Raw genomic sequence first — 13,250 nt, forward strand, 5'->3', positions numbered from 1 at the left:
CTCACGGTCGCGGCTCCAACGGGGGGCGAGCAGGCTCATCGCAGCTCCCGCACGTCGCGGTACTGGTAGCCGCCGTTGTGTTCGGCGGCGAGTTGGGCGACTTCGCCGCTGCGGATCGTATCGGGTCCGTGTCCGAACTTGACGCAGTGGATGCGCGTGCCGTGCTTGTTCACGCGCCGCAACGTGCTGCGCTCCCCGGGCGACAGGCCGGTCTTCCCGTCAGTGAGGAAGAAAATCGCCTCCGGTTCGAGTTCTAGCGCCGTCTGGAGAGCCGTGACCGCCTGGGTGCCGCCGCCGGGGATCACGGAGCCGACGAACTGCCCGGCGAGGGTCTTGTTGAAGCCGGTGGCGAAGTAGAAGCCGTCCTCCATCCGGGCCCGCTCCGTCATCGGCTTGACCGTGTCGTTGAAGAACAGGATCTGGAAACGCTGCCGCGGGCCGAGCGTGGCGAGGCTGGCGAGGGCCTCCCGCTTGGCGATCGCAAACTCGTGGGCGGCGTCCATGCTCCCGCTGCAATCGATCACGTAGACGAAGGTCTCCGCCTCCGCCCGCAGGCCGAAGAACTCCGTCACCCCCCGCTTGGCGGCCCCGCCGAGGCTGCCGGGGTCGGCCATCGGGCCGAGCGGGGCGTCCAGGGCCCCGCCGCTGGCGGCGGGCGGACCGGCCGCGGCGCCGACGCCGGCCCCAAGCGTCGACGGGGCGTCGTTGGTCGGCTCGGCGGTGCGGTTCGCCTCCTGAGCGTCGAATTCCGCGGCGCTGGAGAGCGGGTCGGCGGTCGGTTGCGGCGGGGCCTCCGTGGCGGCGGTCGCTTCGGCGGGGGAGGCGGCCGGGTTTGGGCTGTCCGCGGTTCCCTCATCGGATCGCAGGCGGATGCCGACTTCGCGGAAGCCCTCGGCGGCCTCGCCGTCGCTATTCGAACCGGCGCAGCTCCGCAGTTGCGTGGCGACCAGCGCCAGCAGGGCGGCGTGCAGCACGACGCTCGTCAGCCAGCCGGGCAGCAGGCCGGACCGCTCCCGCCGCGACGGGGCGAAGGTCGGCGGGCCGGCGGCCGGGGCGACGCCGTATCCGGGGGCGGGGGCCGTCATTCGGAATTCGTCCCGTCGGCGTTCTCGTCCTCCGCGGCGCCCGCCGGATTCGGCAGGCCGGCGGTGCGGGCCCGGACGACGGCCGGCTCCGTCAGGTCGTCCACCTCCACGTCGTCCGGCAGGGTGAACGTGAAGGCGTCGTCCGGCAGCGCCACGTTCACCCGGATCGCGGAGAGGTCCAGCGTGAGCATCGGGATCCGCGGGCCGTTCTCGGTCTGCGACCAGTACCGGATGCGGTGCGGGAACAGCGTTTCCTCGTCGAGGTAGACCGTCACGCCGGTCGGCGGCGGCGGGTCCGGCAGCAGTTTGCGTTCCTTGGCCCGCTCCGCAAACACCGCCCGCACGCTCTCGGTCCAGCGGCCGGTCAGCACGAGGTAGGGGCGGTCCGCGATCGTTTCGATCCGGGGCTCCTCCCACCGCATCGACGTCCGCAGGGAGGCCAGCACGCCCGCCAGGCCCCCGCAGGCCAGATCCCCGGCGAGGCTCGCTCCGCTGGCGCGGGCGGCGGCCTCGGCCCGCACCGTGCGGACGTTGCGGCGGGTCACGGCGACGCGTTCGTCCAGGCCGTACTGCGTGTGCATCACCGCCCCGTCGCAGATCTGAAGCAGGGAGGGCCCGAGTTCCTGCTGTTCCGGGGCCGGGTTCAGTTCGAACCGCACGCGCCCGCCGTCGGCCAGCAGCAGGCGGCCCTCGCTGTCGAAGCGGTGCCCGCCGACCACCGCGGTCTGCCGGAGGTTCGCCGACAGCGACGGCACGGCGTTCACCCGGGCCCGGGCCTCGTCGAGGATCCGCCCCGCGGTGCGGCGGGTGTCCGGACGGGGGGCGGCGACGGGCGTTTCGTCCCCCGCCGGGCCGGTCGGGGCGCCCGCCGGGTTCGGGGGCGAATCCTTCGCTCCCGCGGCATTCTGGGCCGTTCCGACCAAAGGTGCATAAAAGAGGAGAAGCGAGGCGGCGAGAAGTCGCGGGATCATGGGCGGGGGCCTCGCGGCGGGGGTGCGACTGAACCGTTTTGGCGGATGGCGACACTCGGACCGAAGATCGCGGCGCTGACCGTCCGATTCCTCCGGTGCGGTCCGCGCTGATGCACGGGTCGCGTCGGCAGTCTACGGGGCGCCGGCGGAATCGGTCGAGACGGTTTGAACGGCCCGCGGTCTCGCGGGGGTTCCTTCCCGGTCGCTCCCCCGCCCCCCGACCGCCGCGCCCCGGGCACGCCCGCCCGCGGGGACGACACGACACGCGAACCCCCGGTCGTTCCGGGCCCCCGGCCGCTCCGGGAGCCCCGGGGAGGCCGGTTCCCGGACGGTCCGGGTCGCGTCCGAGAACCATTCGCAACAACCGTCGGCGGGCACTGACGCACCGTCCAAACTCAACCCTCGGAGGGGTTCCCATGAAACTTTACCTGTTCGGATTGGCCACGACCGTGGTCGTCTGCGTGGGCTGCGCGGTAGACGGAACGCCGGGTTCCCACACGCCGGGTTCCCACCGGGGCAAGGAATACGTCGCCCCGCCCGCGGCCATGCTCCAGCATCCCGGCCCGATGATCGACGGCCCCGGCCCGGGGGTCCTGCCCCCGATGGCCGGCCCGATCCGGCAGACCGCCGCCCAGTGCCCCGCCGATTGCCCGCCCGGCCTCGCCGGCCCGGCCGGCGGCTACGGCTCCGCCGCCCCCGGCGGCCTGCCCGGCGCCCCGGCGACTACGCAGGTCAGCTTCGTCAACCCCCCGGGGATGACGATCGGCTGGCAGAGCGGCGCCGTCTACGCCGAGGACCAGCTGGTCGCCCCGGCCCGCTATAACTTCCCGCAGGCCGCCGTCTACCGGCTCAAACTCAGCGATATCCCCGGCCGTCCGGGGCTGACGCTCTACCCGACCCTGCAACTGTTCCCGGCCCAGCCGGAAACCGCCGCCTACCTGTCCCACGTGCCGGTGCCGGTCGAAGTGACCGCCGAGGACCTGGACAACGTTCGCAGCAACAACTTCGTCACCAAGGTCGTCTACCTGCCGGACGCGGAATACCAGGACCTGGCGATCGTCGGCGTGGAAACCCTCGTCTCCACCCGCCTCGATCCCGGTCAGGACCCGGTCGCCCTGGCCGAGCAGCGGGGTACCCTGCTGGCGGTCTTCCGGATGGGCGGCATCGACCTGGAGATGCCCAGCCGCCCGCTGCCCGGCAGCGGCGTGAGCCCGGTCAGCTTCGAGGGTGAAGAGGGCGGCGTGGAGCAGGTGGACTACAGCTACCAGGGCGAGCTGGGCGAGTTCGCCCCGCCGATCCCCATCGCCACCACCGGCACCGGCCCGATCGGCGTGCCCGCCCCGCAGATCGTCGCGGAAACCGGCGTCGGCTACCCCGGCCCCGGCCAGCCCGCCACCCTGCCGGTTTACGGGATTCCCAACGTCGGCACCCCGATCGGCCTGCCCGGCCCGCCGCACCTGCCCTACGGCGGCCCCGCCGGCCTCCAGAGCCACACGATGCGGAACCTCACCGACGTGCAACTGCCCCGTCCGGTCGAGCATCAGCTCCACGACGTGAAGCACAAGCCGGGCCTGAGCCTGCCGGATCCCGTGGCTTACACCTACTACGAAGAGAACCACCCGCACTACAGCGCCGGCGAAGTGAAGTATCCCGGCCCGCTGGTCTCCCCGGGCACCCCGATGCCGCCCGCCCCGCACGGCACCGGCTTCAACGTCGGCCCGTACTCGGCCGGCCCCGCCGGCGCCCCCCCGGTTCGCAACGACTACCACGACCACCACTGAGTCCGGGTGAGTCCGGTGAGCCCGGTGAGTCCGGGTGAGTCCGGCCCCCGCCCGATCGTTCGGGCGGACCGGAGGCGAGTCGAATCGAGACGCGAGAGGTGAAGTTTCCGCCGGCGGCCCGCACCGCTGGCCCGTGAGCCGGGAGTCCCGCGAGGGGCTCCCGGCTTGCGGCAGTGAGTCAACCTGAGAGTCAACCGAGAGTCGGGCGGAGACCGCGGGCCGTCGCCGGGAGTCCGGCGGGAGTCGGCGAAAGTTCCGCCCGTCGCCCGTCCCCGCCCGAATCGGCCGGTCTCCCCCATGCCCCGCCCGTCCCTCTCCGACTTGCGGGCCGCGGCCCTGCTGACCCTCGCTGCGGCGTGCGTCGTCGGCGGGACCTCCGCGGCGTCCGCTCAGGGGTTGCGGCGTCCGCAGGACGGCACGCCGCTGCCCCCCCTGGCGGACACCCCCGCCGGCGCCCTCGGCGCCCGGGCCGTGCTGCTCGACCCCGCCCGCCGCGGGTTCATGACGGTGAACGTCTCCGCGGCCGGCGGCGGGAACGTCGAGATCTACGCCGAACCGTTCGCCCCGCCGGTTCCCGTCGGCGGCGACCCCGCCGCCCCGGAGGGCGAGGCCGGCGGCTCGCTGGTCCGGCTGTGCGTGGGGCGCACCTACCGGATGCGGATCGCCGACATCCCCGACCTGCCGCCCGAGACCACGCTGTTCCCCAGCATCGAACTGGTCGATCGGCTGCACCCGCCCGACGGGCTGGCCAGCGCCTTCCCCCTGCCGGTCAGCATCACGCCGGAGGAGGCCGCCCAGGCCGCCGCCGGGGCGCTGATCACCAAGGTGATCTATCTGGAAGACCCGGACCTCGCCCCGACGACCTGGTTCCGCGGCCCGCTGCGGCGAACCGACCTGCCGCCCAACGCCGACCCCCTCGCCGAGGGCGACGCCCGCGGCCGGGTGATCGCCGTGGTGCGGCTGGGCGGCCGGACGCCGGACCTGCGTCGGCCGGAGCGCTCCTTCTACGGCACCGGCGGCCCCGTCCTGCCGGCCGCCCCGGCGGACGTGAACCTGCCCCCGCTGCCGCCGGTCACCGACGCGGTCACGCAGGTCTCCGCCGTGGAGCCGGCGCCGGAACTCGAGGCGGTCGAACCGGTCATGGAGATCGTCGGCCCCGGCGTTCCCCGTCCCGAGGGCCGGGCCGCGCTGGGCCTCGGCTCGCCGGTCGAGGCCTGTCCCGTTGAGGACTGCCCGCCCGCGGCCCGCCCGGCGCCGCGGTTCGCCCCGCCGGTGCACTGCCCGCCGGGCGGGGTGCGGTACGGGGCGCTGCCGCCGGTCGGCGGGGCCGTGCTGGATTGCCGCGTGCCCGGCCCCTTCTGCCCGCCGGAGGTGCGGCCGAAGGACGAATACCTCTGCGACGGCGGCGACCGGCGGCGTCCCGCCGGCACGACCGACTACCTCGGCGGCCTCGGCGGGTTGGACCCGGAGGACGCGGTGGTCCGCTTCCGCGGCTCCGACGGCGAACTGCACGTCTGCCCGACGAACCGCGTCTGCATCTACGCCCCCCGGTTTGCGGAGGTTCGCACGCTGTTCGGCGTCGTGGCGGACACCCGCTACTCCGGCCCCGCCGACCTCGCCCGCACCGCCCGCAGCAGCGTGGACGTGATCGACGTGCCCACCGGGCTGGTCCGGCAGGACGTGCGGCCCGACGCCGCCCGCGTCCGCAGTCGCGCCTCCGGCCTGGCCGTGAACGCCCCCTGGAGCGCCCTCTCCGACGTGATCCGCCGTCAGCAGAACGTGCGGTACGTCGAGACGTTGAAGGCGATCACCAACGAGCAGGCCAACCTCCGCACCGGCGTCTCCTCCGCGGAACTGGCCGAACAGGAGGACGCCGCCGCCGTCTGGACCCGGGCCGACAACCCGGTCACGTTCTTCGTCGGCGCCGCGACGGCCACCGCCGTCGGCACGACCCGGCCGCAGGTGATCGTCGGGGTGGAGGACAAGCGCAAACCCGGCCTGCTGTGCGTGCGGAAGTACGCCGACAAAGCCTTCGCCGCCCCCGGCGACGTGGTCACCTTCACCATCGCCGTGGAGAACCAGGGCCAGAAACCGCTGTCGGAGATCGTGATCCTCGACAACCTCACCCCCCGGCTGGACTACGTCGAGGGCAGCGCCGAGGCCACGATCGCCGGCGAGATTCAGGTCACCCCCAACGGCGAGGGCAGCGGCATCGTCCGCTTCGTCCTCACCGAAGACCTGGACGGCGGCGAGAAAGGCAAGCTGACGTTTCAGACCCGCGTGCGGTAGCCGGCGGAGGCTCCCCCGGCTCGCCGTCGCCGATCGGCGACGCGCCCGGGACGACGTGCGACGGGCGGAACGGTTACGGTAGGCTCTGTCCGGAACCCGCCATGACCGATTTTTCCGACTCCCTGACCCCCTCCTTCTCCCCCGCGATGCCGGTGCGGGGCACCGTCCCCGGCGCCCCGGACTCCGACCCCGCCGACCAGCCCCTCCCCGAGGGGCTGAACCACCCGACCACCTTCACCCTGTACCGCCACGGCGAGGTGACGGCGGTCGGCTGGGACGGCGCCGCGGAGATCGACCCCGATCCGGAGGAGTTCCTGCGGGAGGTCGCCGACCTCGCCGCCGGCGCCGACGCCAAGGCGCTGGCGGTCGATCTGACCGGGCTCGAACGCTACCCGCCCGGCCTGCTGGGCGGCCTGCCGGAGTTGACGCGGCGGGGCGTCCGCGTGCTGCTGTTCAACCCGACGCCGGACGTGCGCGAGATGCTGCGGGTCTCCCACCTCGACCGCCAACTCGGCGTGCACGACGTCGACGTCGCACCGTCGCGCTGAGGGCGTCGGGAATGAATTGGACCGACGACCCCGCCGCGGTCGGCCTCGACCCGGCCCGCTGGGCCCGCGTCGCCCCGCTGACGGCACGCCTCTGCGGCGAAGCGGCCGCGGCCCTCTGCGTCGGCCGGGGCGCCACGGCCCTGCGGCCGCTCGCCTCCGGCGCCGTCGCCCCCGCCGGCCCGCCGGCCGCGCCGGAGACCCGCTTCGCCGTCGCCTCCCTGACGAAACCGATCGTGACGACGCTGGTCCTCGCCGCCTTGGAGCGGGGGGAGCTGTCGCTGGGGGAGCGGGTCGTCGACCGGCTCCCGGCGTTCGGCGGGGGGAAGAAGCGGGCGGTCCGCGTGAGGCACCTGCTCACCCACACCTCCGGCCTGCCGGACCTGCTGCCGGACGATCTGGAGCTCCGCGAGGCCGGCGCCCCGCTGGAGACGTTCCTCGACCGGGCCGCCGCCGAACCGCTGATCTTCGAGCCCGGCCGGGGCGTCGCCTATTCGAGCCTCGGCTTCGCCGTGCTCTGGGCGCTCCTGAACGACGGCGACCCGACCCGGGCCGGCCGCCTGCTCGTCGAGCGGGTTCTCGAACCCCTCGGCATGACCGCGACCGCCCTCGGCCCGGCCGGCCTGCCGGGGGCGACGGACGGGCCGATCGCGGCGGTGCGCACGCCGGGGCGGGCGTCGGCGGGCACGCGGGTCTCCGTGTGGAACAGCGATTATTGGCGATCGCTGGGGGCGCCGTGGGGCGGGGCGGTCTCCACCGCGGCGGACCTCGGCCGCTTCTGCGCCGCCTGGACGACCGGCGGCGGCCCGGTTCTCAGCCCCGCCGCCGTCGAGACCGCGACGGCGAACGCCCTCGCCCCGATGCGGCAGATTCCCGAGGAAGAGCGTCGCTGCCGCCCGTGGGGCCTGGGCTGGCGCCGCGTCTGGCCGGCCCACGCCGCTTACTTCGGCGATCTGCTGCCCCCGGAGGCCTTTGGCCATTGGGGTTCGACCGGCTGCGTGATGTGGGCCGACCCGCGGAGCGGCCGCTGGGCGGTGATCCTGACGACGCACCCGCAGGACCCGGAGGGGGCGATCTGCGGGCGGTTATCGAACGCGATCGCCGCGTCGTTCGCCGCCGAGCACCAAGGCGACGGCGACGCACTTGCGGATTGCCCGCGGGGCGAATAGATTCTCGCTCCCCCGCCGAACCCACGGCCCCGGTCGCGTGTCGGAGGGGAACAAGTGCCCGCCCGGGTGGCGGAATTGGCAGACGCGCTGGCTTCAGGTGCCAGTGGGGGCAACCCCGTGGAGGTTCGAGTCCTCTCCCGGGCACTTGACGTAACGCCGGCTGAACATGCGACTTGCGGTACTCGCCCATGTGGGGCGACGGGGTTGGGCGATGGTCGCCGGGGGCGGATGTCGCGTCGCTTTCTTCCATGGGGCGTCGGCCGATCGGCCGTGTTTCCGGGGAAGAGCGTCCAAGATCCGGTCGGTCGGGCGCGGTGACGCTTTCGCGGGGCTTCCTCTCCTGATCGAGGTGAGCCTGCCGTTCCGGCGGTGGGATTGGGTTCTCAGTCCGTCAGGACGACGATCCGCTCCAGCGTGGGGTCGGCGGCGTGGACGGACAGCCCCGCCGCCGCGGCCGCGTCGGCGGCCCGCAGGACCGCCGCGGTGACCTCTTCGCCCGGGCAGGCCAGCGGAATGCCGGGCGGGTAGACCGCAATCACCTCGCCGGCAGTTCGCCCCGCCGCGTCGGCCCGCCGGACGGCTTCGGTCGGCCGCGGGACGGCCTGACGGGGGGAGAGCCGCACCCGCGGCTCCGGCAGTTCGGCGCCGCTTCCGTGACCGCCCGTCCCCGGCCGGCCCGGCGGCAGCGCCGCGAACGTGTCGACCAGGCCGGCCCAGGCGGATCGGTCGTCGTCCGGCCCGAGGACGAACACCACGTGCGTCCGGTCGCAGAACTCGTGTTCGATCGCCCGTTCCCTCAGGGCCCGCTCCACGGCCGGGCCGTCCGCCCCCGTGCCGGAGACGTCCACCGCCAGGCGGAACGGGTCGGTCGCGGCGAAGTCCGCCGGGTCGCAGCCCGGTCCGGAAAGCCGCACGCCCGGCAGGGCGGCGAGCGTCGCGCGCAGGGCGGAGACCTCCGGCAGGGCGGCGGCGAAACGGTCGCGGCCGGCGCCGTGCAGCCACTGCCGGACGGCGTCGAGGGAGGCGAGAACGAGGTTGGAGGGGGAGGTGGTCTGGAGGAGGTTCAACCGGGCCGCGAACCGGGCGGGGTCCAGCCGGGAGCCCCGGGGGAAGTGGGCCCACGCTCCGCCGACCAGCGCCCCGAGGGTCTTGTGCGGGCTCTGGATCACGAGGTCGACCGGCACGTCGACCGCCGACCCGGGCCCGCGCCCGGCGGGCAGGAACTTGAAGTGACCGCCGTGAGCCTCGTCGACGATCGTCAGCACGCTCCGCCGGCGGCAGAGGGCGGCGACCTCCCGCAGGGCGTCCAGCTCCGCCGCGACGCCGTAGTAGCTCGGCCGGGTCAGCAGCAACGCACGGATCCGCGGGTCGGCGTCCAGATGACGGGCGACGTCCGCGGCGGTCAGGTCCGCGGCGGCGGCCGGGTCGGCGGACGGCGGCATCAGATACCGCGGGACCGCCCCGGAGAGGGCGAGGGCCGAGAAGGCGCTGCGGTGGGCGATCCGGCTGAGCAGCAGCGACTCCCCCTCCGGCACGGCCGCGAGGACGCCGGCGAGGAGGCCCTGCGTGGCCCCGCCGGCCAGGAACCGGGTCGCGGAGACCCCGTACAGGTCCGCGGCCAACCGCTCCGCCTCGGCCAGACAGCCGCGGGGGTGAAACGTGTTGTCCGTCGCCCCCATCGCCGGCAGGTCGAGCCGGAACGCCGCCGGCCCGAGGGCCTCCAGCATCCGCGGGGGGGCGAACCGCCCGCCCTTGTGGCCCGGGGTGTGCAGGCCGCGGACGCCGCGGTCGGCGTACGCCAGCAGGGCGTCCAGCAGCGGGGCGCGGTCGGCGGGCGGCGCCCCGCGACCGGTGAGCGGCTCGGCAGACACGGGAAACGCCTTGAAAACGTCGTTCAGAGGAACCGGCAGGCCCCGGGGCGGCGGACGACGGCGACGCGGGTCGGCGCGATGCACGCCGTGTCCCCGCGTTGCCCGCCGTTCGCCCCGACGGAGCGGCCGCTCAGTTCACGCCGACCCAGTGGCCGTTCCGGGCGTCCGCGCGCCGCAGCGACACGTCCGGGGCGCTCGCGGGGAACGGCGTGACCTTCGGAGCCCCGCCGTGGCGGACGCGGGTCGCGGCGATCGGCCGACGGACCGACTCCGGCGAGACGCCCGCCTTGATCGCCGCCAGCAGGCCGGCGGCTTCCAGGTAGCTGCTCACGCGGTAGAACTGTCCCGGGGCCCAGCCCAGATCGGCCAAGTCGTTCCGCATGAGGTTTTCGTTCTCCTGCACCGCGATCACGCGGATGCCCTGCGCCCGGGCGGCGAGGACCGGCAGGCCCAGGCAGCCGTCCGGCACGACGAGCGCCGAAACGTCTTCGGCGTGGAGTTCGGAGGGGTCGTAGTTCGCCGACCCGGGCACCAGCGCCGGCGCCTTGTGCAGCCCCTTGAGCACGCACATCAGGTAGGTCACGGAGATCACCTCCGCGGCTTTGCGGGGATCGACGCGGCCGTAGCGCTCGGTCCGCAGCGACAGGTCGGACATCGTCGGGGCGTGGGCGACGGGCACCTCCAGCAGGGAGGAGAGCGTGTGCGTCAGCGCCGCCTCGGCGCCGCCCCAGGGGTTCGGCCGATCGCCGTTGAAGTAGTCCGCGTGCAGGGCCAGCGAGTCGACCGGCGGCGTGATCTTGCTGGCCACGGCGACGGCGTCGAACTCGGCGCGGCGGCCGCGGAGCAGGCGGACCAGCGGTTCCAGCGAGTCGATCCGCCCGGTCGCCCGGCCGGCGGGGGAGTACTCGATCCGGACGCCTAGCCCGCCGTGGGCGATGAGGACCTCGGGCACCTCGATTCCCATCGTCGCGCGGGCCGTGGAGGCGCAGTTCACCACCTGATCCAGCACCCAGCCGGAGCCAAGTTCGCCGTCCTCCTCGAAGCCCGCGCCCTCCGGCTCGGCCGGGTCGGTGACGACCAGCACGCGGTTCGAACGGACCCGCCGCAGGCCGGCGGCGCCGGTCAGCAGGCGGCAGATCTGGCTGCCCTCGACGTACAGCGCGTTCTCCGGCTGTTCGTTGACGTCGCTGGCGTTCACCACGTTGGGGTGCAGGACGAGCCGGTCGCAGACCTCGGCGAGGACTTTCGCGGCCGGGGTGGCGTCGCCGGCGTGCCCACCGATCGTGCAGTCGACCCCGGTCGGCACCAGCATGACGGCGTTCAGCGCGTCGACCCGCTCCGGCCCCCGGCGGCGCCACTGGAAGATTGACGGGAACTCCGCCCCCTCGAACCCGAACGCCGTTTCCACCTCGCACCGCACGGTTTCGCCGCGGCTTTCGATCGCGGAGAACCGCAGCGGGATCCCGCCGCAACGCTCTTCCAACTCTCGCCGGAGGTGAGCCAGATCTCCCAGGACTGTCTGCGCGTTAACGTTCAGCGAGACAGATTTCACGTGCATGGTCGGCAGACGCTCAGCGTCAGAGGGGGGAGGGGGGGCGGAGCCAGAGAAGAAACGACGCGCTCCGCAGCCAAGTCGCGTCTTATAGATTCGCCGGCCGGGTCTGTCGATTCCGGGGACCTGGGAACTTTTTGACGCGGGTCGAGCCCCCCGGCGCCTCAGCGACCGCCGGCCCCGCCGCGGTCCGCCGGGTCGAGGCGTTGTTCGTCGGCGAGCAGGCGGTCGCGGAGGGACGCGTAGTCCACGTCCTGCACCGGGACGTCCCGCTCCACGGCGAGGGCGGCGGCGGTCGCGGCGCTTTGGCCGAGCGTCATGAACACCGGCTCCATCCGGATGCTGCCGAAGGCGATGTGCGTCGCCGACAGGCAGACCGGCACGAGCAGGTTCGTGCACTCCTCCCGCTTCGGCGTGATCGCGCGGTAGGCGATCGGGTACGGACCGGCGACGCGGGTCTCAATGTTGCCCTCGTTGCGAACGTGCCCGTCGGCGGTGACGTACCGCTGCGTGTTGTGCGAGTCCATCCCGTAGGCGGCCAGCCCGACGGAGTCCTCCGCGACCGCTTTCCCCTCGCAGTGAGCCTGCGTCATCACCAGCGGACCGACCATCCGGCGGGCTTCGCGGATATAAAGCTGCTCCTGCCAGCCGTCCTCGCGGGCGAACTCGTCCTTGCAGGTGCCCCACCGCGACACGACGTTGCGAACCCGCTCCGGCACCCGCGGGTGGTTGGCGAGGGTCCACATGAGCCCCTGCTGATAGTCGCGGTGGGCCTGCACGATGCGGTCGCGCTCCTCGTAGCTCGCCTCCGGGTAGTCGTAGTTCTGTCCGATAAAGTCCGTCGAGAAGCCGGCCCGGTTGTTGGTGTCGGTCTTGCGGTTCGGCATGGCGGAATTAATCCACGGGACGCCGGCGTAGCCGGCTTCGTAGTTCCGCAGCAGCAATTCGTAGTGACGTTCCTCGTAACCGGCCGTCTTGGCGAAGGGGATGCGGTTCTCCGGATGGTCCGTCAGGCACATCCGGAAGCAGTAGGCCTGCACCCGCCGGTCGCCCGAGCCCTCCTCGCCGGGCCCCTCCGGGTCGATATAGGGCAGCAATCCGCTCGAGGGGTCGCCCTGTTGAACGTAGGGGTCGACGCCTTTCACGAAGTTGTGATTGTCGACCCCGGGGCCGCGGGTCTGCACGCCGTTGAACGACTCGCCGTATTCGTCGACGGCTTCGCGGCCGACGACGTAGGAGACGCCCGCCTCGGCCAGCAGGTCGCCCTCGTAGGTCGCGTCGATAAAGGTCTTGCCGCGGTACTCCTCGCCGGTTTCCATACGGATCGCCGTGATCCGCGTCTCCTCTTTTTGCACGCCGTCGCCGCTGCGGTCGAGCCGCTGTTGATAAACGACCGGGACCTCGTGCTCGCGGACGAGGTCGTTCATGATTTTTAATGCGACGGACGGCTCGAAGGTCCACATCGCGTCTTCGTTCGGGCCGGTCTTCGTCTGCCCGCCGTCGCGGTAGTCCTCCCGCTTCTGCCAAGTCCAGGCGGCGGGGTCGGCGTAGTGTTCGCGGACGCGGCGGTAGAACTCGCGGCTGAGACCGCCGATCGCCTGCTTGTTGCCGATGTCCGTTTGCCCCAGCCCGCCGGTCGTCAGGCCGCCGAGCCGCCGGGTCGGCTCGATCAGCACGACGGAGCGGCCCATCTTCTTCGCTTGAACCGCGGCGACGACGCCGGCGCTGGTACCGCCGTAGACGACGACGTCGTAGGCGTCCGCGGGGCCGGCGTCCGCGGGAGCGGCCTCCGCCGTTGCGGTCAGCAGCGATCCGCCCACGAGAACCGCGAGCGTGAAACGGAGGGCGGAGAGTGACATCAGGCGGCGCAACGTCGGCGGGCGGAACGATGCGGCCCGATCGGAGCCGCGTTCCTCAGCGTGCCTGCGGCCGGACCGAACCGTCAAGCCGACCCATCGGCCGCCTCGCCCCCGTCCTCGTGCCGTCC

Annotated in this window: 9 protein-coding genes and 1 tRNA gene; 5 read left to right on the top strand and 5 right to left on the bottom strand. The window is 73.4% G+C overall.

The genetic code is table 11. The features are described 5' to 3' along the window. Positions 1–35 precede the first annotated feature (35 nt). Both ACG2DA_RS05210 and ACG2DA_RS05215 read right to left on the bottom strand, forming a co-directional pair. Positions 36–1,085, bottom strand: coding sequence for a VWA domain-containing protein (locus ACG2DA_RS05210; protein ID WP_395254415.1), 1,050 nt, complete (start codon positions 1,083–1,085; stop codon positions 36–38). Beyond that, positions 1,082–2,056, bottom strand: coding sequence for an outer membrane lipoprotein carrier protein LolA (locus ACG2DA_RS05215; protein WP_395254416.1), 975 nt, complete (start codon positions 2,054–2,056; stop codon positions 1,082–1,084). The genes ACG2DA_RS05210 and ACG2DA_RS05215 overlap by 4 nt, the downstream gene beginning before the upstream one ends. Before the next feature lie 416 nt (positions 2,057–2,472). Between ACG2DA_RS05215 and ACG2DA_RS05220 the strand changes: the two genes are divergently transcribed. The 5 genes from ACG2DA_RS05220 (at position 2,473) to ACG2DA_RS05240 (ending at position 7,984) form a co-directional block, all read left to right on the top strand. Continuing rightward, positions 2,473–3,837: a hypothetical protein gene (locus ACG2DA_RS05220; RefSeq protein ID WP_395254417.1), complete on the top strand. Its 1,365-nt coding sequence runs from the start codon at positions 2,473–2,475 to the stop codon at positions 3,835–3,837. Between the two features lie 297 nt (positions 3,838–4,134). Then, positions 4,135–6,126 carry a hypothetical protein gene (locus tag ACG2DA_RS05225; protein WP_395254418.1) on the top strand — a complete coding sequence of 664 codons (1,992 nt, stop codon included), beginning with the start codon at positions 4,135–4,137 and terminating at the stop codon, positions 6,124–6,126. A 101-nt stretch (positions 6,127–6,227) separates the two neighbouring features. Further along, the gene (locus ACG2DA_RS05230) at positions 6,228–6,674 is read left to right on the top strand and encodes a hypothetical protein (RefSeq protein ID WP_395254419.1); all 447 of its coding nucleotides are present in this window, start codon (positions 6,228–6,230) and stop codon (positions 6,672–6,674) included. Positions 6,675–6,685: 11 nt separating this feature from the next. After that, a complete protein-coding gene (locus ACG2DA_RS05235) occupies positions 6,686–7,840 on the top strand; it encodes a serine hydrolase domain-containing protein (protein WP_395254420.1) in 1,155 nt (384 codons plus the stop codon). Positions 7,841–7,900: 60 nt separating this feature from the next. After that, positions 7,901–7,984: transfer RNA gene (locus ACG2DA_RS05240), tRNA-Leu, on the top strand. A 239-nt stretch (positions 7,985–8,223) separates the two neighbouring features. Here the strand turns inward: ACG2DA_RS05240 and ACG2DA_RS05245 are convergent. The 3 genes from ACG2DA_RS05245 to ACG2DA_RS05255 all read right to left on the bottom strand — a co-directional run bounded on the left by ACG2DA_RS05245 (position 8,224) and on the right by ACG2DA_RS05255 (position 13,122). After that, on the bottom strand, positions 8,224–9,711 hold the full coding sequence (locus tag ACG2DA_RS05245; RefSeq protein ID WP_395254421.1) for an aminotransferase class I/II-fold pyridoxal phosphate-dependent enzyme: 1,488 nt from the start codon (positions 9,709–9,711) through the stop codon (positions 8,224–8,226). Positions 9,712–9,841: 130 nt separating this feature from the next. Then, positions 9,842–11,269, bottom strand: coding sequence for a DUF3326 domain-containing protein (locus ACG2DA_RS05250; protein ID WP_395254422.1), 1,428 nt, complete (start codon positions 11,267–11,269; stop codon positions 9,842–9,844). Positions 11,270–11,427: 158 nt separating this feature from the next. Then, entirely contained in the window at positions 11,428–13,122 is a 1,695-nt protein-coding gene (locus ACG2DA_RS05255) for an FAD-dependent oxidoreductase (RefSeq protein ID WP_395254423.1), read from the bottom strand. Positions 13,123–13,250: the final 128 nt, after the last annotated feature.

The organism is Alienimonas sp. DA493 (assembly GCF_043951915.1).
In the GTDB taxonomy this organism is placed as follows: domain Bacteria; phylum Planctomycetota; class Planctomycetia; order Planctomycetales; family Planctomycetaceae; genus Alienimonas.

Coding starts and splice junctions, on each gene's coding strand:
- ACG2DA_RS05220 (WP_395254417.1), top strand. CDS start 2,473: ATGAAACTTTACCTGTTCGGATTGGCCACGACCGTGGTCGTCTGCGTG.
- ACG2DA_RS05210 (WP_395254415.1), bottom strand. CDS start 1,085: ATGACGGCCCCCGCCCCCGGATACGGCGTCGCCCCGGCCGCCGGCCCG.
- ACG2DA_RS05225 (WP_395254418.1), top strand. CDS start 4,135: ATGCCCCGCCCGTCCCTCTCCGACTTGCGGGCCGCGGCCCTGCTGACC.
- ACG2DA_RS05215 (WP_395254416.1), bottom strand. CDS start 2,056: ATGATCCCGCGACTTCTCGCCGCCTCGCTTCTCCTCTTTTATGCACCT.
- ACG2DA_RS05230 (WP_395254419.1), top strand. CDS start 6,228: ATGACCGATTTTTCCGACTCCCTGACCCCCTCCTTCTCCCCCGCGATG.
- ACG2DA_RS05250 (WP_395254422.1), bottom strand. CDS start 11,269: ATGCACGTGAAATCTGTCTCGCTGAACGTTAACGCGCAGACAGTCCTG.
- ACG2DA_RS05235 (WP_395254420.1), top strand. CDS start 6,686: ATGAATTGGACCGACGACCCCGCCGCGGTCGGCCTCGACCCGGCCCGC.
- ACG2DA_RS05255 (WP_395254423.1), bottom strand. CDS start 13,122: ATGTCACTCTCCGCCCTCCGTTTCACGCTCGCGGTTCTCGTGGGCGGA.